This window comes from Pseudomonas sp. JH-2, assembly GCF_036231725.1.
GTDB classification, from domain to species: domain Bacteria; phylum Pseudomonadota; class Gammaproteobacteria; order Pseudomonadales; family Pseudomonadaceae; genus Pseudomonas; species Pseudomonas delhiensis.
Genome location: NZ_JAZAQP010000004.1, coordinates 58,863 through 78,594, shown reverse-complemented (window position 1 = coordinate 78,594; position 19,732 = coordinate 58,863). Strand labels below are relative to the sequence as shown.

Annotated in this window: 22 protein-coding genes; 7 read left to right on the top strand and 15 right to left on the bottom strand. The window is 67.4% G+C overall.

Annotation, left to right across the window (positions count from 1 at the left end; translation table 11 throughout):
- Positions 1 to 63: 63 nt before the first annotated feature.
- From VV867_RS04280 to xerD, 3 genes are all read right to left on the bottom strand, one after another.
- Positions 64 to 1,368, bottom strand: coding sequence for a homoserine dehydrogenase (locus VV867_RS04280; RefSeq protein WP_328565696.1), 1,305 nt, complete (start codon positions 1,366 to 1,368; stop codon positions 64 to 66).
- 172 nt (positions 1,369 to 1,540) lie between these two features.
- A complete protein-coding gene (locus tag VV867_RS04275) occupies positions 1,541 to 2,269 on the bottom strand; it encodes a thioredoxin fold domain-containing protein (RefSeq protein WP_109935032.1) in 729 nt (242 codons plus the stop codon).
- Positions 2,270 to 2,659: 390 nt separating this feature from the next.
- Positions 2,660 to 3,556, bottom strand: a complete 897-nt coding sequence (gene xerD / locus VV867_RS04270; protein WP_109935031.1) for a site-specific tyrosine recombinase XerD — start codon at positions 3,554 to 3,556, stop codon at positions 2,660 to 2,662.
- A gap of 93 nt (positions 3,557 to 3,649) precedes the next feature.
- On the opposite strand from xerD, the gene VV867_RS04265 reads away from it, so the two are divergent.
- Together VV867_RS04265 and VV867_RS04260 are read left to right on the top strand one after the other, a co-directional pair.
- The gene (locus VV867_RS04265; RefSeq protein ID WP_109935030.1) at positions 3,650 to 5,473 is read left to right on the top strand and encodes a cation:proton antiporter; all 1,824 of its coding nucleotides are present in this window, start codon (positions 3,650 to 3,652) and stop codon (positions 5,471 to 5,473) included.
- Positions 5,474 to 5,596: 123 nt separating this feature from the next.
- A complete protein-coding gene (locus tag VV867_RS04260; protein WP_109935029.1) occupies positions 5,597 to 6,271 on the top strand; it encodes a hypothetical protein in 675 nt (224 codons plus the stop codon).
- Positions 6,272 to 6,500: 229 nt separating this feature from the next.
- Here VV867_RS04260 and rplS read toward each other — a convergent pair whose 3' ends face one another.
- The 5 genes from rplS to ffh all read right to left on the bottom strand — a co-directional run bounded on the left by rplS (position 6,501) and on the right by ffh (position 9,967).
- On the bottom strand, positions 6,501 to 6,851 hold the full coding sequence (gene rplS, locus VV867_RS04255) for a 50S ribosomal protein L19 (protein ID WP_009616363.1): 351 nt from the start codon (positions 6,849 to 6,851) through the stop codon (positions 6,501 to 6,503).
- A 44-nt stretch (positions 6,852 to 6,895) separates the two neighbouring features.
- Entirely contained in the window at positions 6,896 to 7,639 is a 744-nt protein-coding gene (gene trmD / locus VV867_RS04250) for a tRNA (guanosine(37)-N1)-methyltransferase TrmD (RefSeq protein WP_089391436.1), read from the bottom strand.
- Between the two features lie 24 nt (positions 7,640 to 7,663).
- Positions 7,664 to 8,197 (bottom strand): ribosome maturation factor RimM, encoded by a 534-nt coding sequence (gene rimM, locus VV867_RS04245; RefSeq protein WP_371921163.1) that lies wholly within the window; start codon positions 8,195 to 8,197, stop codon positions 7,664 to 7,666.
- A 5-nt stretch (positions 8,198 to 8,202) separates the two neighbouring features.
- Positions 8,203 to 8,451 carry a 30S ribosomal protein S16 gene (gene rpsP, locus VV867_RS04240; protein ID WP_089391435.1) on the bottom strand — a complete coding sequence of 83 codons (249 nt, stop codon included), beginning with the start codon at positions 8,449 to 8,451 and terminating at the stop codon, positions 8,203 to 8,205.
- Positions 8,452 to 8,593: 142 nt separating this feature from the next.
- Positions 8,594 to 9,967, bottom strand: coding sequence for a signal recognition particle protein (ffh, locus tag VV867_RS04235; RefSeq protein WP_109935028.1), 1,374 nt, complete (start codon positions 9,965 to 9,967; stop codon positions 8,594 to 8,596).
- Between the two features lie 192 nt (positions 9,968 to 10,159).
- Between ffh and VV867_RS04230 the strand changes: the two genes are divergently transcribed.
- From VV867_RS04230 to VV867_RS04220, 3 genes are all read left to right on the top strand, one after another.
- Positions 10,160 to 10,960 carry a cytochrome C assembly family protein gene (locus VV867_RS04230; protein ID WP_089391433.1) on the top strand — a complete coding sequence of 267 codons (801 nt, stop codon included), beginning with the start codon at positions 10,160 to 10,162 and terminating at the stop codon, positions 10,958 to 10,960.
- A gap of 46 nt (positions 10,961 to 11,006) precedes the next feature.
- Positions 11,007 to 12,305 (top strand): HlyC/CorC family transporter, encoded by a 1,299-nt coding sequence (locus VV867_RS04225; RefSeq protein ID WP_328565695.1) that lies wholly within the window; start codon positions 11,007 to 11,009, stop codon positions 12,303 to 12,305.
- Between the two features lie 283 nt (positions 12,306 to 12,588).
- Positions 12,589 to 13,890, top strand: a complete 1,302-nt coding sequence (locus VV867_RS04220) for an MFS transporter (protein ID WP_109933136.1) — start codon at positions 12,589 to 12,591, stop codon at positions 13,888 to 13,890.
- A 270-nt stretch (positions 13,891 to 14,160) separates the two neighbouring features.
- On the opposite strand, the gene VV867_RS04215 is transcribed toward VV867_RS04220, so the two are convergent.
- From VV867_RS04215 to VV867_RS04195, 5 genes are read right to left on the bottom strand one after another with little or no spacing between them, the layout of a single operon-like run.
- Positions 14,161 to 14,892: an SGNH/GDSL hydrolase family protein gene (locus tag VV867_RS04215; RefSeq protein WP_328565694.1), complete on the bottom strand. Its 732-nt coding sequence runs from the start codon at positions 14,890 to 14,892 to the stop codon at positions 14,161 to 14,163.
- The gene (purT, locus tag VV867_RS04210; protein ID WP_328565693.1) at positions 14,889 to 16,070 is read right to left on the bottom strand and encodes a formate-dependent phosphoribosylglycinamide formyltransferase; all 1,182 of its coding nucleotides are present in this window, start codon (positions 16,068 to 16,070) and stop codon (positions 14,889 to 14,891) included. The genes VV867_RS04215 and purT overlap by 4 nt, the downstream gene beginning before the upstream one ends.
- Before the next feature lie 37 nt (positions 16,071 to 16,107).
- Positions 16,108 to 16,296, bottom strand: a complete 189-nt coding sequence (locus VV867_RS04205) for a DUF1289 domain-containing protein (protein ID WP_089391428.1) — start codon at positions 16,294 to 16,296, stop codon at positions 16,108 to 16,110.
- Positions 16,293 to 16,817, bottom strand: a complete 525-nt coding sequence (locus VV867_RS04200; RefSeq protein WP_275628860.1) for a gamma carbonic anhydrase family protein — start codon at positions 16,815 to 16,817, stop codon at positions 16,293 to 16,295. The genes VV867_RS04205 and VV867_RS04200 overlap by 4 nt, the downstream gene beginning before the upstream one ends.
- A gap of 39 nt (positions 16,818 to 16,856) precedes the next feature.
- Positions 16,857 to 17,453, bottom strand: coding sequence for a CoA pyrophosphatase (locus tag VV867_RS04195; RefSeq protein ID WP_109934462.1), 597 nt, complete (start codon positions 17,451 to 17,453; stop codon positions 16,857 to 16,859).
- Between the two features lie 137 nt (positions 17,454 to 17,590).
- On the opposite strand from VV867_RS04195, the gene VV867_RS04190 reads away from it, so the two are divergent.
- On the top strand, positions 17,591 to 18,145 hold the full coding sequence (locus VV867_RS04190; protein WP_109934463.1) for an NUDIX hydrolase: 555 nt from the start codon (positions 17,591 to 17,593) through the stop codon (positions 18,143 to 18,145).
- A gap of 59 nt (positions 18,146 to 18,204) precedes the next feature.
- Positions 18,205 to 18,705, top strand: a complete 501-nt coding sequence (locus VV867_RS04185; RefSeq protein WP_275628859.1) for a L,D-transpeptidase family protein — start codon at positions 18,205 to 18,207, stop codon at positions 18,703 to 18,705.
- A 49-nt stretch (positions 18,706 to 18,754) separates the two neighbouring features.
- Here VV867_RS04185 and VV867_RS04180 read toward each other — a convergent pair whose 3' ends face one another.
- Together VV867_RS04180 and VV867_RS04175 are read right to left on the bottom strand one after the other, a co-directional pair.
- A complete protein-coding gene (locus VV867_RS04180) occupies positions 18,755 to 19,072 on the bottom strand; it encodes a Nif3-like dinuclear metal center hexameric protein (RefSeq protein ID WP_109934465.1) in 318 nt (105 codons plus the stop codon).
- Positions 19,073 to 19,262: 190 nt separating this feature from the next.
- Positions 19,263 to 19,523 (bottom strand): CDGSH iron-sulfur domain-containing protein, encoded by a 261-nt coding sequence (locus VV867_RS04175; protein WP_256595871.1) that lies wholly within the window; start codon positions 19,521 to 19,523, stop codon positions 19,263 to 19,265.
- Positions 19,524 to 19,732: the final 209 nt, after the last annotated feature.

The window sequence follows — 19,732 nt, the reverse complement described above, 5'->3', positions numbered from 1 at the left end:
GCCTCAGGCGGCAGGCTTCAGGCTTTTCCGCCTGGCGCCTGCAGCCTGTAGCCTGCAGCCCGATTAGTTGAGCTGTTCGACGCGAATGCGTACGACATTGCCGACCACGTCATCCAGCGCTTCCAGCGCGGCGATGGCTTCGATGATGCGGGACTCGAGCACGCGGTGGGTAACCAGGATCATCGGCACCAGACCGTCATGCTCTTCGACTTCCATCTGCATGACCGATTCGATGTTGATGCCGCGCTCGGAGAGGATGGTCGCCACCTGGGCCAGTACGCCCGGGTGGTCCTTGGCCTGGATGCGCAGGTAGTAGGCGCTTTCGCAGGCGTCGATCGGCAGGATCGGGTGGTCGGAGAGCGCGTCCGGCTGGAACGCCAGGTGCGGCACGCGGTTCTCCGGGTCGGTGGTGAGCACGCGGACCACGTCGACCAGGTCGGCGACCACCGAGGAAGCGGTGGGCTCCATGCCGGCGCCGGCGCCGTAGAACAGCGTGGAGCCGGCGGCGTCGCCGTTGACCATGACGGCGTTCATCACGCCGTTCACATTGGCGATCAGGCGGTCGGCCGGGATCAGCGTCGGGTGCACGCGCAGTTCGATGCCCTTGTCGGTGCGGCGCGCCACGCCCAGGTGCTTGATGCGGTAGCCCAGGGCCTCGGCGTAGTTCACGTCGGCGGTGGTCAGCTTGGTGATGCCCTCGGTGTAGGCCTTGTCGAACTGCAGCGGGATGCCGAAGGCGATGGACGCCAGGATGGTCAGCTTGTGCGCGGCGTCGATGCCCTCGACGTCGAAGGTCGGGTCGGCCTCGGCGTAGCCCAGCGCCTGGGCTTCCTTGAGCACGTCGGCGAAGGCGCGGCCCTTCTCGCGCATCTCGGTGAGGATGAAGTTGCCGGTGCCGTTGATGATGCCGGCCAGCCAGTTGATGCGGTTGGCCGCCAGGCCTTCGCGAATCGCCTTGATCACCGGGATGCCGCCGGCCACCGCGGCCTCGAAGGCGACGATCACGCCCTTCTCGCGGGCCTTGGCGAAGATTTCGTTGCCGTGCACGGCGATCAGCGCCTTGTTCGCGGTGACCACGTGCTTGCCGTTCTCGATGGCCTTGAGCACCAGCTCATGGGCCAGGGTGTAGCCACCGATCAGTTCGATGACCACGTCGATTTCCGGGTTGTTCGCCACGTCGAAAATGTCGGCAGTGATGGGGGTGCTGCCGGTTTCGCATTTCGGGTTGGGGCGACGGGCGGCAATCTGCGCAACCTCGATACCACGCCCGGCACGGCGGGCAATCTCCTCGGCGTTGCGTTTGAGTACATTGAAGGTACCGCCACCGACGGTCCCCAACCCACAGATTCCCACTTTCACCGGTTTCACGCTGAAACTCCCCATCATCGCGGCAAACGGGGTACGCCCCGGCACGCGGCGCGCAGGCGGCGAGGACGGGGACGTACCGTACGAAGGCCGGGCGAGCGCCCGGCCTCATGGTTAAAGGAACCGCACATTACGAAGCGGCTCCCCATTAGTCAAATCAGGCGCAGGGCCCGATTCACTTGGTGTCCAGCACCAGCTTGGCGATTTCGCCGGCGCTCTGGTAGCCCGGCAGCATCTGGCCGCTTTCGAGGATGATCGCGGGGGTGCCCTGCACGCCGACCATCTGCCCCAGCTCGAACTGCTTGTCCACCGGGTTGGGGCACTGCGCGGCCTTGATTTCCTTGCCGTGGAACATGTCGGTCATGGCCGCGGCGCGGTCCTTGGAGCACCACACCGCCTGCAGCTGCTGGTCACCCGGGGACTTCGGCCCCTGGCGCGGGAAGGCCAGGTAGCGCACCTCGATGCCGCGCTTGTTCAGCTCCGGCACCTCGGCGTGCAGCTTCTGGCAGTAGGGGCAGGTGGTGTCGGTGAACACGGTGATGTGGGCCTTGGCCTTGCCCTGGGCGGGGAACACCACCATGTCGCTGGCGGGCAGGGCATTGATGGTCTTGGCCACGCCGGCCGCCTCGGCGACCTCGGTGATGTTGGTGGCCGCGCCATCCTTCACCTGGTAGATGCTGCCCTGCACGACGAAGTTGCCGTCGGTGCTGGCGTAGAGCACGCGGCCACCCTTGAGCTGGACCTGGTACAGGCCCTGCACCGGGCTGGCGCTGATGGCTTCGATGGGCAGGTCGGGCTGCAGCGACTGCAGGGTCTTGCGGATGGTCTGGTCGGGCTCGGCGGCCAGGACGAGGGTGCTGGCCAGGCCCAGGGCCGCGGCAACCAGGAATCGGGACAGACGCATGGAAAACTCCTGTGGATGAACCCCGAAGACTATCACAGGGCGGCCCTCCACCGAACCGCACGCTTGTAGCACGAGGCTACAGGCCGCAGGCGGCAGCCGGTTTAGGTCAAGCGGCGGATAACCGCGAACGGTTATTCGCCCTACGGATGCGCGAACGTAGCGGCAACCTGTAGGAGCGGATTTATCCGCGATGACGGCGCGCGGGATCGGCCCATCGCGGACGAAGTCCGCTCCTACGCTGGCCGAGCCATGCCATTCTCCTGTAGGAGCGCGCCCTGCGCGCGAATCGCGGGCAGGGCCCGCTCCTACAATGGGGCGACATGGGAGACGCGAATTTCGATCCAGTCACCCCCGCGAACGAGGGAGCCCAGAAGACAGTTGCTCCTACGCTCAACCGCGCGGGTGGTGCTGGGCGTGCAGCTCCTGCAGGCGCGCACGGGCGATGTGGGTATAGATCTGGGTGGTCGACAGGTCGCTGTGGCCCAGCAGCATCTGCACCACGCGCAGGTCGGCGCCGTGGTTGAGCAGGTGGGTGGCGAAGGCGTGGCGCAGGGTGTGCGGCGACAGCGACTTGCCGATGCCGGCCACCCTGGCGTGGTGCTTGATGCGGTGCCAGAAGGTCTGGCGCGTCATCTGCTCGCCGCGCAGGCTGGGGAAGAGCACGTCGCTGGGGCGGCCGCCGAGCAGGTCGCCGCGGGCATTGCGCATATAGCGCTCGATCCACAGGATGGCTTCCTCGCCCAACGGCACCAGGCGTTCCTTGCTGCCCTTGCCGAACACCCGCACCACGCCCTGGCGCAGGTTGAGCTGTTCCAGGGTCAGGCCGACCAGTTCGCTGACGCGCAGGCCACAGGCGTAGAGCACCTCCAGCATGGCGCGGTCGCGCAGGCCCAGCGGGTCCTCGGTCTCGGGCGCGGCCAGCAGCGCCTCGACGTCGGCCTCGGACAGCGACTTGGGCAGCGGCTTGCCCAGTTGCGGCAGTTCCACCTGCAGGGTCGGGTCCTCGGCGATGAGGTTCTCGCGCAGGCAGTAGCGGTAGAAGCCGCGCACCCCGGAGAGGAAGCGCGCGGTGGAGCGGGCCTTGTAGCCCTGGGCCAGGCGCCAGGCCAGGTGGTCGAGGATCAGCTCGCGGCCGGCGCGCTCCAGACCCACGCCCTGTTCTCCCAGCCAGCCGTTGAACAGCGCCAGGTCGCTGCCGTAGGCCAGGCGGGTGTTGTCGGAGAGGCCTTTCTCCAGCCACAGGGCGTCGAGAAAACGGTCGATCAGGGGATGGGGAACGGGTGTCATGCGCTGGCGGTTTCTAAAGCGGTCGGGGCGCGGCTAGTCTTCCACAGGCGGGCCGTCCGCGGCCAGCCAAACCCTCGTCAAGGAACCCCATGCATGGATGAAACCCGCGTTCTGCTTTCCCTCGGCGGCATCGGCGCCGGCGCCCTGCTCTGCCAGTGGCTGGCCTGGCGCCTGCGCCTGCCGGCGATCCTCTTCCTGCTGCTGTCCGGCATCCTCGCCGGCCCCCTGCTCGGCCTGCTCGACCCGCAGGCGCTGTTCGGCCCGCTGCTGTTCCCCCTGGTCTCGCTGTCGGTGGCGCTGATCCTCTTCGAGGGCAGCCTCACCCTGCACTTCAGCGAATGGCGCGAGATCGGCAAGGTGGTGCAGCGCATGGTCACCTGGGGCGCGCTGCTGACCTGGGGCGTGATCGCCCTGGCGACGCACTGGCTGCTGGACTTCAGCTGGGAGATGGCGCTGCTGTTCGGCACCCTCACCCTGGTCACCGGCCCCACGGTGATAGTGCCGATGCTGCGCGTGGTGCGGCCGAAGGCGACCATCGCCAACATCCTGCGCTGGGAAGGCATCGTCATCGACCCGCTGGGCGCGCTGCTGGCGGTGGTGGTGTACAGCTTCATCGCCGCCAGCGACGCCGGCAGCGGCTGGCGCGACAGCCTGCTGACCTTCGCCGCGGTGATCGCCTGCGGCAGCGCCTTCGGCATCCTCGGCGGCCTGGCCCTCGGCCAGGTGCTACGCCGCCAGTGGCTGCCGGACTACCTGCACAACCTGGCCGCGCTGTCGGCGGTGCTCGGCATCTTCATCGGCGCCAACCTGACGGTGCACGAGTCCGGCCTGCTGGCGGTGACGCTGATGGGCATGTGCCTGGCCAACATGAAGGGCGTGGACGTGCGGCAGATCCTGCACTTCAAGGAGAACCTCAGCGTGCTGCTGATCTCCGGCCTGTTCATCGTCCTCGCCGCGCGCCTGGACCTGTCCGCCCTGCTCGGCCTGGGCCCGGCGGCGCTGCTGGTGCTGGCGCTGATCCAGTTCGTGGCGCGGCCGCTGAACGTGCTGGTGAGCAGCGCCGGCTCGTCGCTGGACTGGCGCGAACGCGCGCTGCTGGCCTGGATAGCCCCGCGCGGGATAGTCGCGGCGGCGGTCTCGGCGATCTTCGCCATCCGCCTGCAGGAGGCCGGCCATGAACAGGCCCAGCTGCTGGTGCCGCTGACCTTCCTGGTGATCATCGGCACCGTGGTCCTGCAGAGCGCCACCGCGCGGCCCCTGGCGCGCCTGCTGAAGGTGGCGGAGCCGGCGCCCAGCGGCTTCCTCATCGTCGGCGCCAACCCGGTGGCGCGGGCCATCGGCACGGCGCTGAAGAACGCCGGCAGCCGCGTGCTGCTCACCGACTCCAGCTGGGAGAACATCCGCGCCGCGCGCATGGACAACCTGCCCACCTACTTCGGCAATCCCACCTCGCAGCATGCCGAGGCGCACCTGGACCTGGTCGGCCTCGGCCACCTGCTGGCCCTGTCGCCCTCGGGCGAGCTGAACACCCTGGCCTGCATGCGCTTCCGCCACGAGTTCGGCGCCCGCCTCTACAGCCTGACCAGCGGCCAGGAGAGCCGGCGCAGCGACAAGCACCGCGCCAGCGACCAGCACCGCGGGCAGAACCTGAGCCCGCGCGAGCTGAGCTACCCGCAGTTCGCCGGCCTGCTGTCCCGCGGCGCCGAGGTGCGCAGCACCCTGCTCAGCGAGAGCTTCGGCTGGGAGCGGTACCAGGCGCTGTACGGCAACGCCGCCACCCTGCTGTTCGCCCGCGACCCGTCGGGCTGGATGCACGTGGCCAGCAGCACCCGGCCCCTGACCCCCGGGGAGGGCTGGCTGGTGATAGCGCTGATCGAAGAAGGCGCCGACGCCGCCGGCAAGGAGGGCGACCGATAGTCGGAATGCCCCGGGATCGGCTGGCGAATCCTTCGTCAGCCTATCCTAAGATGGGTGACAGGCGGCGTGCCGGAAGCAATGATTGCACCACGCCATCATTCTTTGCCTACGTGGTCCACCACCATGTCCAATACCCAGAATTCCCGCCTCGGCCAGATTCTCGTCAACAAGGGCCTGATCAGCGCCGCCCAGCTGGACCAGGCGATCCAGTTGCAGTTGCGCAACGGCCTGCGCCTGGGGGAAACCCTGATCGCCCAGGGCTGGATCAGCGAGCGCCAGGTCAAGCGGGCGCTGAAGAAGCAGAACAACCTGCGCCTGGCCGCCACCCTGGTGGCGGCCCTGCTCGGGCCCTTCCAGCTGGCCAGCGCGGACATCCAGCGCCAGCCCCCGGCGATCGGCCAGAGCCACCAGCCGCGCGGGCTGAAGCCGCTGAGCGACAGCGAGATGAGCGGCATCAACGCCCAGGGCTTCGACGAGACGCTGCAGAGTCTGTTCGTCAGCGCCGAGGCCGGCGACGGCGTGGGCACCATGAAGCAGCTGGCGCGCCTGGTGCTGCCGGTGGTGGACAGCCTACAGGCCGAGACCTCGATGAAGGACGTGGTCTACGACACCGAGCACCTGGCCTCCAACGTCAACCCCGACGGCTCCATCAGCCTGCGCCTGCCCAGCTCCATCGGCGAGATGCGCTTCGACAACATCCGCGTCGCCGGCGCCCCGCAGAGCCAGAGCATGGGCAGCCTGAGCCTGCAGGACATCGACCTGTCCCAGGCTTCGCTGCGCGTCAGCATGCGGCCGTGAGGCGGCCGGGAAGCCGGGAAACCGGGAGTCGTCTGTTGGCCTGATCGCGGACGGAGTCCTACGCACGCGCCCCACGGTTCCGGAGGCACAGTTGTAGGAGCGCGCCCTGCGCGCGAAATCGCGGGCAGGGCCCGCTCCTACAGGTTGCCATCACCTTCCCACCAAATCCCAGGCATGAAAAAAGCAGCCCGAGGGCTGCTTTTTTCCGGATCGACTGGGAGTCGTGGACTCAGACCAGTTTTTCCTTGATGCGCGCTGCCTTGCCGGACAGTTCGCGGAGGTAGTACAGCTTGGCCTTGCGCACGTCACCGCGACGCTTGACGCTGACGCTGTCGACCAGCGGGCTGTAGGTCTGGAAGGTACGCTCTACGCCTACGCCGTTGGAGATCTTGCGAACGGTGAACGCGCTGTTCAGGCCGCGGTTGCGCTTGCCGATCACGACGCCTTCGAAGGCCTGCAGACGCTGACGGTCGCCTTCCTTCACTTTCACCTGGACGATTACGGTGTCGCCGGGGGCGAACGCCGGAATCTCTTTGTTCATCTGTTCAGCTTCGATCTGCTGAATGATCTTGTTGGTCATCTCAGTGCTCCTAAGACAAGCGCTCGGCGCTCGCCATCGATACGTTAACTATCGTCCCGCTGGCGGATGTATTCCTCCAGCAGCTTCTTCTCTTCTCCAGAAAGCGAGCGGCAATCCAGAAGATCGGCACGTCGTTCCCAGGTCCTGCCTAGGGACTGCTGCAAACGCCAGCGCCGGATGTGTTCGTGGTTGCCGCTGAGCAGCACCTCGGGAACACGTTTGTCTGCGTACACCTCGGGGCGGGTGTAGTGCGGACAGTCGAGCAGGCCATCCGTGAAGGAGTCCTCCTCGGCGGAGTCCACGTGGCCCAATGCACCGGGCAACAACCGCGTGACCGCGTCGATCAGCACCATGGCCGGAAGCTCACCCCCGGACAGGACATAATCGCCAATCGACCATTCCTCATCGACATGCTCTTCAATGAAGCGCTCGTCGATGCCTTCGTAACGCCCGGCGATCAGGATCAGTCGTTCCTCGTTCGCCAGTTCCTTCACGGCCGCCTGCGTCAGCTTGCGACCTTGCGGCGACAGGTAGATCACCTTCGCCGGTCCGCCTGCGGCTTGCCGGGCATCGCCCAGTGCGCCTTCCAGCGGCCTGATCTTCATCACCATGCCCGGACCACCGCCGAAGGGCCGGTCGTCCACCGTCTGGTGACGGTCATCAGTGTTGTTGCGTGGGTTGAAACACTCGAGCCGGATCAGCTCCTGTTTCACCGCACGGCTGGTGATGCCGTAGTCACTGATGGCGCGGAACATCTCCGGAAAGATGCTGATGACCCCGATCCACATGGGTTGAAACTCCTACCCTGCGGGTCAGAAATCCGCGTCCCAGTCCACCCTGATCTCGCCGGCTGCCAGGTCCACCGATTGCACGCATTGCTCCGTATAGGGCAACAGGCGCTCGCGGTCGTCCAGGCTGCCCGCACAGGGCTTGACCACCATCACGTCGTTGGCGCCGGTCTCCAGCATGTGGTCGAGTATCCCGAACAGTTGCCCGTTCGTATCGATCACCTTGAGACCTTCCAACTGGCTCCAGTAGAACTCACCGTCATCCAGCTCCGGGAGCTCGCTGCGCGGCACCAGGATCTCGAAATCCGCATAGGTGCGGGCGACTTCGCGATCATCCAGGCCCTTCAGCTTCGCCACCAGGACATTGCCCTGCACGCGGCCACTGACCAGTTCAGCCTGTCGAACCTCGGTGCCACGCCGTAGCGTCCAGCGCCGGTAGTCCAGCAGGTTGTCCAACGGGTCGGTAAAGGAATACACCTTCACCTCGCCACGAATGCCATGCACGGAAACTATCTTGCCGAGTACGATCATTTCCTCGGCCGCAGGCATCGTGTTCATCGACTTCAGGCAGCCTTGGCGGCTTCCTTGATCAGCTGGGCTACGCGCTCGGACGGTTGGGCGCCCTGGCTCAGCCAGTAGTTCAGACGTTCCTGGTTGACCGAGAGCTTGACTTCGGCGCCAGTGGCGATCGGGTTGAAGAAGCCGACGCGCTCGACGAAACGGCCGTCGCGAGCGTTGCGGCTGTTGGTCACGGTCAGGTGATAGAACGGGCGCTTCTTGGAGCCGCCACGAGCCAGACGAATGGTTACCATGCGTACATTGTTCCTATGGTTTGCTTGCAAAAAAGAAATGCAGCCCCCGGGCACGGAGCCCGAAAGGCCGCATATTCTATGAGCTAAAGCCCCGCGCCGCAAGCCGCAGCACGTCGGCCCGCCAGGCAGGCGGGCCTGCGGCTCACATCTTCGGCATGCCGCCGGGGAACATGCTCCCCATGCCGCGCATCATCTTGGCCATGCCGCCCTTGGCGGTGACCTTCTTCATCATCTTCTGCATCTGCTTGTGCTGCTTGATGAGACGGCCCACGTCCTGCACCTGGGTGCCCGAACCCAGGGCGATGCGGCGCTTGCGCGAACCGCTGATCACTTCCGGGTCGCGGCGCTCGGCCGGAGTCATGGAATTGATGATCGCCTCCATCTGCTTGAACTGCTTCTCGGCCGCGCCCTGGGCGTTGCCCATCTGTGCCAGGTTGACGCCGCCGAGCATCGGCAGCTTGTCCATCAGGCTGCCCAGGCCGCCCATGTTCTTCATCTGCTGCAACTGGTCGCGGAAGTCTTCGAGGTCGAAGCCCTTGCCCTTCTTGATCTTCTTCGCGAGCTTCTCGGCCTTCTCGCGGTCGAGGGTCTGCTCGGCCTGCTCGATCAGGCTGAGCACGTCGCCCATGCCGAGGATGCGCGAGGCCACGCGGTCCGGGTGGAAGGGGTCGAGCGCTTCGCTCTTCTCGCCCATGCCGAGGAACTTGATCGGCTTGCCGGTGATGGCGCGCACCGACAGCGCGGCGCCGCCACGGGCGTCGCCGTCGACCTTGGTCAGCACCACGCCGGTCAGCGGCAGGGCGTCGTTGAACGCCTTGGCGGTGTTGGCGGCGTCCTGGCCGGTCATGGCGTCGACCACGAACAGGGTTTCCACCGGCTGGATCGCCGCATGGACCTGCTTGATCTCGTCCATCATATCGGCGTCGATATGCAGTCGACCGGCGGTATCGACGATGACCACGTCGATGAACTTCAGCTTCGCCTCGCGGATCGCCGCCTCGGCGATGGCCACCGGCTTCTGGCTGGTGTCCGAGGGGAAGAAGGTCACGCCGATGTCGCTGGCCAGGGTTTCCAGCTGCTTGATCGCCGCCGGGCGGTAGACGTCCGCCGAGACCACCAGCACGGACTTCTTCTTGCGCTCCTTGAGGAAGCGCGCCAGCTTGCCGGCGGTGGTGGTCTTGCCCGCGCCCTGCAGGCCGGCCATCAGGATGACCGCCGGCGGCGCGGCGTTGAGCGCCAGGTCCTCGTTGGCCGCGCCCATCAGCTCGACCAGCTCGGCCTGGACGATCTTCACGAAGGCCTGGCCCGGGGTCAGGCTCTTGGACACCTCGGTGCCGACCGCGCGCTCCTTGATGCGGTTGACGAAGTCCTTGACCACCGGCAGGGCCACGTCGGCCTCGAGCAGGGCCATCCGCACTTCGCGGAGCGTATCCTTGATGTTGTCCTCGGTCAGCTTGGCTTTGCCGGTGACCTGGCGCAGCGTTTGCGAGAGGCGGTCTGTAAGGTTTTCGAACATGCGCGTTCCTATCGGGCCGTGGCCGGCCGGGGTGGGCGTGGCAGCAAGCGCGGGATTATAACCAACTGCGAAGGCCACAGACACCGCCGATGATCCCGCTGCAGCGAGAAAGCGAAGCGTTCCCGGCTGCTTTCTAGGCACGGCCGTTCTGTGCCAAACTCGGCACCTTTCGAAGGATTCGCCCAAGAAGCTATGCACCCTCTGCTGCCCAGCCTGCTCGCCGCCCTCCTCTACCTGGGCGCCACGGCCTACCACGGTGTCTGCCTGGCGCGCCGCGCCGCGCCGAACAAACCCCTGCTGCTGGCGCTCGGCCTGGCCGCGCTGATCGCCCAGTGCCTGGGCCTGGCGCCGCAACTGCTGACCGACGCCGGGCTGGTGCTGGACTTCTTCAACGCCGCCAACCTGATCGCCGCGGCGGTGATCGCCCTGACCCTGCTGGCCTGCCTGCGCATCCCGGTGGAGAACCTGCTGCTGTTCCTCTTCCCCCTGGGCATGCTGACCGCCGCGCTGTCGGTGCTGGTGCCCCACGGCACCCTGGAGCCGATCAACGAGCAGCCGGGCATCCTCGCGCACATCCTGCTCTCGGTGCTGGCCTACGGCCTGCTCACCATCGCGGTGTTCCAGGCCCTGCTGCTGCTGGTGCAGGACCACCGCCTCAAGCACAAGCACCCGGCCGGGCTGATCCGCAACTTCCCGCCGCTGCAGACCATGGAAAGCCTGCTGTTCGGCTTCCTCTGGGGCGGCTGGGTGCTGCTCTCGCTGTCGCTGGTCTCCGGCTGGCTGTTCCTCGACAACCTGTTCACCCAGCACCTGGCGCACAAGACCATCCTCTCCTGCTTCGCCTGGGTGGTCTTCGCCGTGCTGCTGTGGGGCCGCCACCAGCTCGGCTGGCGCGGGCACAAGGCGATCCGCTGGACCCTGGCCGGCTTCTGCCTGTTGATGCTGGCCTACTTCGGCAGCAAGCTGGTCAAGGAATTCATCCTGCACATCTGAGCCCGGCGGCGCCTGGGCGCCCCGGAACGCTGAGGGAACCCGACGCATGGGCGACATCCATCCCGGCTACCTGATCGGCCTGCTGGTCGTCCTGCTGCTGTGCTCGGCATTCTTCTCCAGCGTCGAGACCGGGGTGCTCAGCCTCGACCGCTACCGCCTGCGCCACCAGGCCAAGCAGGGCAACCGCGCGGCGCGGCGCACCAGCTGGCTGCTGCTGCGCACCGACCGCCTGCTGGGCACCATCCTCATCGGCAACAACCTGGTCAACGTCATCGCCTCGTCCCTGGCCACCGTGCTGGCCCTGCGCCTGTGGGGCGACTTCGCGGTGGCGCCCACCGCCCTGGCGCTGACCCTGGTGCTGCTGATCTTCGGCGAGATCACCCCCAAGACCTACGCCACCCTGCGCCCGGAGCGCGTGGCCTTCCCCGCCAGCCTGCCGCTGCTGTGGCTGCAGCGCCTGTTCAGCCCGCTGCTGTGGCTGATGAATGGGGTGAGCAACGGCATCCTGCGGCTGTGCGGCCTGGACCCGGCGCAGCGCCGCAGCCGGCCGCTGAACAACGACGAGCTGCGCAGCGTGGTCAGCGAATCCAGCGAGAAGCTCAGCGCCAACCGCCAGGACATGCTGCTGAGCATCCTCGACCTGGAAAAGATCACCGTGAACGACCTCATGGTGCCGCGCAACGAGGTGCAGGGCATCGACCTGGACGACGACGTGGAGAGCATCATCGGCCAGCTGCGCAACACCACCCACACGCGCCTGCCGGTGTTCCGCAACGACATCAACCAGGTCGAGGGCATCGTCCACATGCGCCAGATCGCCCGCCTGCTGACGCACAACCAACTGACCAAGGACAGCCTGCGCGCGGCCTGCCTGGAACCCTACTTCATCCCCGAGAGCACGCCGCTGGCCACCCAGCTGATCAACTTCCAGAAGCAGAAGCGGCGCATCGGCATCGTCGTCGACGAGTACGGCGAGGTGATCGGCATCATCACCCTGGAAGACATCCTCGAGGAGATCGTCGGCGAGTTCAGCAACGCCGACGCCCTGCGCAACCCGGACATCCACCCCCAGGCCGACGGCACCTACGTGATCGACGGCTCGGCGAACATCCGCGAGCTCAACCGCGCCCTCGGCTGGCAGCTGCCCAGCGAAGGCCCGAAGACTCTCAACGGCCTGGTCACCGAAGCACTGGAGCAAATCCCCGACTGCCCGGTGTGCCTGCGCATCGGCCCCTACCGCCTGGAAATCCTGCAGTCCGGCGAGAACCGCGTGAAGAGCGTGCGCGTCTGGCTCACCGGGCGCGCCGCCGCAGCGGCGCCGGGCAGCGCCGACGGGCTTGCCTGAGCGGCCGGCCCGCGCCCTATAATCGCCCCCTGCTTACCCAGCATCCCGCGCCAGGGCCTGCGCTACCCGCGCAACGCCCGGCGCCAGTCGACCGCCCGCCAGTCCGAGCCCGGCCCCGCGCCTGCGCCCGGCGAAGCGCCCGGCCTCGTCCCGACCCGCCGCGAGGTTCCCGCGCCTGCCCCTACCCGGGTGGCGCTTCCCGCCTCGCGCACGGGCGACGCATCCATCGCCGCCGGACACGCCCGCAGAGCCGTGCCGGCCATGACTGACAGGGATATCCCCCATGACCACCGCCAGCCTTGCCGCTGCCGCCGAACAGCAACCCGCCAACTCCACCGCGCGGGTCGCGGTCGCCAGCTTCATCGGCACCGCCATCGAGTTCTACGACTTCTACGTCTACGCCACCGCCGCCGCTCTGGTGATCGGCCCGGTGTTCTTCCCGCAGACCTCGGGCACGGCGCAGATGCTCAGCGCCTTCATCACCTTCGGCATCGCCTTCCTCGCCCGGCCGCTGGGCTCGGCGCTGTTCGGCCACTTCGGCGACCGCATCGGGCGCAAGTCGACGCTGGTCGCCTCGCTGCTGCTGATGGGCCTTTCCACCACCCTGATCGGCCTGCTGCCGGGCTACGACAGCATCGGCGCCTGGGCCCCGGCGCTGCTCTGCCTGCTGCGCTTCGGCCAGGGCCTGGGGCTGGGCGGGGAATGGGGCGGCGCCGCGCTGCTGGCCACGGAGAACGCGCCCAGGCACCGCCGCGCCTGGTTCGGCATGTTCCCGCAGATGGGCCCGTCGATCGGCTTCCTCGCCGCCAACGGCCTGTTCCTCGGCCTGGCCATGACCCTCAGCGAGGAGCAGTTCCGCGCCTGGGGCTGGCGCATTCCCTTCATCCTCAGCGCGCTGCTGGTGCTGGTCGGCCTCTACGTGCGCCTGAAGCTGGCGGAAACCCCGGTGTTCGCCAAGGCCATGGCGCGCCAGGAACGCTCCAGCCTGCCGATCGCCGAGCTGTTCGCCCACCACTGGCGCCCGGTGCTGCTGGGCGCCCTGGCCATGGTGGTGTGCTACGCCCTCTTCTATATCTCCACCGTGTTCTCGCTGAGCTACGGGGTGACCAGCCTGGGCTACAGCCGCGAGCAGTTCCTCGGCCTGCTGTGCTTCGCCGTGCTGTTCATGGCCGCGGCCACGCCCATCTCCGCCTGGCTGAGCGACCGCTTCGGGCGCCGCCCGGTGCTGATCGTCGGCTGCGTCGCGGCGATCCTCTCCGGCTTCACCATGCAACCGCTGCTGAGCCAGGGCTCGTCGGTGGAAGTGGCGGCCTTCCTGGCCCTGGAGCTGTTCCTCATGGGCGTGACCTTCGCCCCCATGGGCGCCCTGCTGCCGGAACTCTTCCCCACCCGCGTGCGCTACACCGGCGCCTCGGCGGCCTACAACCTGGGCGGCATCCTCGGCGCCTCGGTGGCGCCCTACATCGCCCAGAAGCTGGTGGGCATGGGCGGGCTGAGCTGGGTCGGCGGCTACGTATCGGTGGCGGCGGCGCTGAGCCTGATCGCGGTGCTGTGCCTGCACGAGACGCGGGAGCAGGAACTCTGATCGGCGGCGATCCCTGTAGGAGCGCGCCCTGCGCGCGAATCGCGGGCAGGGCCCGCTCCTACAAGAGCAGCGGAAATACCATCGTAGGAGCGGATCTCATCCGCGAATCGCGCCGGAACCCCCGGCTATCGCGGACAAGGTCCGCTCCTACGGGGAAGGAATACCGTGTCTCCCGGGGACCTGTAGGAGCGGGCCCTGCCCGCGAAATCGCGCGCAGGTGAATGGCGTGGGTGGGGCAGCGTAGGAGCGGATTCCATCCGCGATCCGGCATCAGGCGCGGTCCGCGGCCACCAGCCAGTCCGCCAGATGCTCGCCCCACACCTGGTAGCCCAGCGCCGACGGGTGATAGCCATCGATGGCCAGGTACTGCGGCTGCATCTCCAACCCCACCGCGCAGTAGCCGGCGCCTTGCGCCTGGGCCAACGCCTGTAGCTGGCAATCCAGCAGGGCCGCGCGCCAGCCCAACAACTGCCGCAGCAGCCAGGGTAATGCGGAAAAATGCCGCAGCGGCGGCACGGCGGTGCACACCACCCGCGCGCCACCGGCCTGGAAATGCCCGACCAGGCGGGCGATGGATGCCTGCCAGCGCTCGCTGGAACTGAAATGGGTGGTGTCGTTGACGCCGAAGACCAGCGCCACCAGGTCGTAGCGCCCGTCGGCCAGCGGCAGCAGGCGCTCGCAGGCTTCGCTCGCGGTGATGCCGTTCTCCCCCAGCGCCCGCCAGGCCACCGGCCGCTGCAGGCGCGCCGCCAGGGCAATAGCCAGGCGGCCGGCCAGGGCGAAGTCGAGGCAGGAGGCGCCGACGCCGGCGACGGTCGACTCGCCGAGCAACAGCAGCCGCAACGGTTCGCCGGGAAGTTCGGCGCCGGCCAGTCCCTCGCGGGAACCGGCCGCCGGCGCCAGGCGCAGGGCCGTGCGCCGGGTGCGCACGGCCAATGGCAGGGCCAGCGGCATCAGCGGCAGCGCCGCCGCCCACCAGGCCAGCCCCGCCAGGCGGTTCACAGCTCGATGACCACCGCCTCGGCCGAACGGGTGGCCTTGGCCCGCGCTTCCTCGACGGACTCGGCGCGCGCCAGGGCCACGCCCATGCGCCGCTGGCCGGAGACTTCCGGCTTGCCGAACAGGCGCAGGGCGCTGTCCGGCTCGGTCAGCGCGGCGCCCAGGTTGCCGAAGCTGACCTGCCGCGACTCGCCTTCCACCAGGATCACCGCCGAGGCCGAGGGCCCGAACTGGCGGATCGCCGGGATCGGCAGGCCGAGGATGGCCCGCGCGTGCAGGGCGAACTCGGAGAGGTCCTGGGAGATCAGGGTGACCAGGCCGGTGTCGTGGGGGCGCGGCGAGACTTCGCTGAACCACACCTGGTCGCCCTTGACGAACAGCTCCACGCCGAACAGGCCGCGGCCGCCCAGGGCCTCGGTGACCGCCTTGGCCACCCGCTCCGACTCGGCCAGGGCCTTCGGGCTCATGGCCTGGGGCTGCCAGGATTCGTGGTAGTCGCCCTTCACCTGGCGGTGGCCGATGGGCGCGCAGAAGGTGGTGCCGCCGACGTGGCGCACGGTGAGCAGGGTGATTTCGTAGTCGAAGTCGATGAAGCCCTCGACTATCACCCGGCCCTTGCCGGCGCGGCCGCCTTCCTGGGCGTAGTCCCAGGCGGCCTTGAGGTCGGCGTCGGACTTGAGCACGCTCTGGCCCTTGCCCGAGGAACTCATGATCGGCTTGACCACGCAGGGGTAGCCCACGGCGGCGACACCGGCGGCGTAGTCCTCGTAGCTGTCGGCGAAGTGGTACGGCGAGGTGGGCAGGCCCAGTTCCTCGGCGGCAAGGCGGCGGATGCCCTCGCGGTTCATGGTCAGCTGCGCGGCGCGGGCGCTGGGCACCACGGTGTAGCCTTCGGCCTCCAGCTCGACCAGGGTGGCGGTGGCGATGGCCTCGATTTCCGGGACTATGTAGTGCGGCTTCTCCTGCTCGATCACCGCGCGCAGGGCGGCGCCGTCGAGCATGCTCAGCACGTGGCTGCGGTGCGCCACCTGCATGGCCGGGGCATCGGCGTAGCGGTCGCAGGTGATCACTTCGCAGCCCAGGCGTTGCAGCTCGATCACCACTTCCTTGCCCAGCTCGCCGGAGCCACAGAGCAGTACGCGGGTCGCGGTGGGCGACAGGGGGGTTCCAATACGGGGCATTGCGTGCAACCTCGGGAAGGGGATGTTCTTCGGCGCGCTAGAGCAGCACGCCCTGTTCGCGGGCGCGCTCGTGGCACTGGCGCAGCACCTCGCGGCGCTCGTCGTTGTCCATGCGGCCCCAGCGGGTGATCTCGTCCGCCGTGCGCTGGCAGCCGATGCACAGGTCCTGCTCGTCCAGGGTGCAGACGTAGACGCAGGGCGAGGCCACCGGGCGTTCCTGGCTCATTCTTCCTGCTCGGCCAGGTCGCGGGCATAGCGCTGGGCGTTGTGCACGTAGTGGGCGGCGCTGGCCTCGAGCATCTTCTTCTGCGGCTCGGTCAGCTCGCGCACCACCTTGCCGGGCGAGCCCATGACCAGCGAGCCATCGGGAATCACCTTGCCCTCGGGGATCAGCGAATTGGCGCCGATGATGCAGTACTTGCCGATCTTCGCGCCGTTGAGCACCACCGCGTTGATGCCGATCAGGCTGTAGTCGTCCACCGTGCAGCCATGCAGCATGACGTTGTGGCCGATGGTCACGCCCTTGCCGAGGGTGAGCGGGAAGCCCATGTCGGTGTGCATCACGGTGCCGTCCTGGACGTTGCTGTTCTCGCCGATGTGGATCAGCTCGTTGTCGCCCCGCAGCACGGCGTTGAACCAGACGCTGGCGCCGGCGTCCAGGCGCACCTTGCCGATCACCGCGGCGTTCGGCGCTATCCAGCTGGCGGGGTGGGTTTCGACTCGGGCATCGCCCAGGCGGTATTTCATCGGTGGCTCCTCAGGCATCTTGTTGTCGTACCGCGCCGCTCAGCTGAGCTTGATGAATTGCGGCGGCGCTTGGTGCAGGTCGATGTGGTCATCGAACAGCAGGTTGACCAGCTCGACGACCATGATCGCCGACAGGCCCCAGATCTTGTACTCGCCGAAGCGGTAGCTGGGCACGTACCAGCTGCGCCCGAAGTAGTCGATGCGGTGGGTCATCTCGCGCGGGTCGCCGCGGAAGAACTCCAGCGGCACCTTGAACACCGCGGCGATCTCGCCGTCGTTGGGGGTGTACTCGACGAAGTCGGGTACGAAACCGACGAACGGCGTCACCTTGATGCCGTGGCGCGAGACCAGGGTGCTCAGCGGCCCGACCACGTCCACCAGGCTCGGCGGCAGGGCGATCTCCTCCTCGGCCTCGCGCAGGGCGGTGTGGATCAGGTCGACGTCCTCGGGGTCGCGCCGCCCGCCGGGGAAGGCCACCTCGCCACTGTGGGTGGACAAGCCGGTGGCGCGCAGGGTCAGCACCAGCTCCTCGCTCCGGGTGATGGGCAACAGCACCGCGGCTTCGGGGAAGCCGTGTTCGCTGTTCAGGTCCTGTGGGGTGTGCGCCGTGATACGCCGGCGCAGCTCGTCCAGCATGCGGACATCCTGCGTGTAAGGCATTCGCTCAATTATGGAATCATGGCACGAAAGACGGCCTCGCCCCAAGCCCCACCCCCTTGCTGCGCGGGCCTTCCGGCGAGCAAGATGGCAAGATCGATTCCCAGGGAAAGTGCATGAAATTCTGCAGCCAGTGCGGCGCCAGCGTGAGCCTGCGCATCCCCAGCGGCGACAACCGGCCACGCTATGTCTGCGACCAGTGCCAGACGGTGCATTACCAGAACCCGCGCATCGTCGCCGGCTGCCTGCCGGTGTGGGAGGGGCGCATTCTCCTGTGCCGCCGCGCCATCGCCCCGCGCCAGGGCTTCTGGACGCTGCCGGCGGGCTTCATGGAGAACGGCGAGACCCTCGAGCAGGCCGCCGCCCGCGAGACGCTGGAGGAAGCCTGCGCCCGCGTCCGCCAGTTGCAGCTCTATACCCTGTTCGACCTGCCGCACATCAGCCAGGTGTACATGTTCTTCCGCGCCGAGCTGGCCGACCTGGACTTCGCCGCCGGCGAGGAAAGCCTGGAGGTGGGCCTGTTCGAAGAATCGGCGATTCCCTGGTCGGAGCTGGCTTTCCCCACCGTGGGCCGTACCTTAGAATGCTACTTCAGCGACCGGCAGAGGCAGGACTTCCCGGTGCGCAACGAGGCCATAGCACCCATGCTGGGCCACCATAAGAAGACCTGAACACTTTGCAGGGCCGTGCATCGCGGCGCTTTATCGAACATCCGGGGGATCGTCTTTCCATGCGCTGGCTGCTTGCCTTTCTGTGCCTGACCTTTGCCGCCTTCTCGCAGGCCAATGCGACGCCGACCCTGGAAGGCCGCATCGACAAGGTGCTGGTGCTCAAGTCCGAGCACAAGCTGCACCTGCTGAGCAACGGCAAGATCCTCAAGAGCTACCGCATCTCCCTGGGCAAGAGCCCGCGCGGCACCAAGCTGGCCGAGGGCGACAACCGCACGCCGGAAGGCTTCTACTGGATCGACTGGCGCAAGACCAGCGACAAGTTCAACCTGTCCATGCACATCTCCTACCCCAACGCCCGCGACGTGGTGCGCGCCCGCGAGAAGAACCTGTCGCCCGGCGGCATGATCATGATCCACGGCACCCCGCAGAGCGACGAATACCCGGAGTGGTACTTCTCCACCCTGGACTGGACCAACGGCTGCATCGCCATGACCAACCCGGACATGCAGGAGGTCTGGAGCCTGGTCAAGGACGGCACGCTGATCGAGATCCGCCCCTGAGCGGGAAACGAAAAGGCGCCCGAGGGCGCCTTTTTCATGTCCGCGGCGGCTAGAACACCATGTCCGACAGCCGCCACACTTCGAAGGCCGGCGTCTCGTAGGGGTGCGCGGCCTTGAGCGCCTTGACCGAGTCGTGGATCAGCTCGTCGGCCACCACCATCTCCACCTTCCACTCGGCCACCTGCTCGACGAGGCCGGCCGCGCCGAGGAAGGGGTTGCTGCCCTGCAGCGGGCGGAACTGGCCCTGGCCGAGGGCCTGCCAGCAGCAACTGTCATAGGCACCGATGCGTCCTGCACCTGCGGCGAACACCGCTTTCTTCACCGTCTCCAGGTGAGTCTCGGGAACATAGAAGCAGAGTTTGTACATCGGACGCTCCGTGGCGGAAAACTGGACCGGGTGGGGAGTCGAGGAGCGAATGCTGCCACAGATAGTGGCATTTTGCCTCCAGTGACTCGACGGTCATGCTCGGCAAATTTCGACAGCGCGATTGCCTTCACGTTCTGGAGGAAAATTCCCAAGATTTGTAAAACGTGATGGAGTGCAGATTCAGTCGAAATCACTTTCCGATAAAGCGCCGCCAGCGCCCAGCCCAACCTTCGGTGGGGGGCGCGTGGCTGCCGTCGCAGTAAGGCAGGTCGGCCGAACGGCCGCAGCGGCAGAGCAGCAGGAACTGCTCGCGCGGCGCGACCCACGCCAGCGCCCGGGCGCAGTCCGCCGGGCAATCCGGCAGTGTCGGCGAACGGCCGCAACGGCACAGGCGCAGGGCCTGGCCGGCCTCCACGTGGCGGACTTCGGGAAGGATCTCCGACTCGGCCAATGCCCCCTCCTCTTCCTGGATTCCCGTAGCAGTGATTATCGCGGACGGAGTCCGCTCCTACACCCGCGCTCGACCGTAGGGCGCATAACCGTTCGCGGTTATCCGCCGCCGGCCAATGCACCGAAGCCCGATGAAAAATGGCGGATAACGCTTTAGGCGTTATGCGCCCTACGCCATCCCCACCCACGCCACTCCCCCGTAGGAGCGGA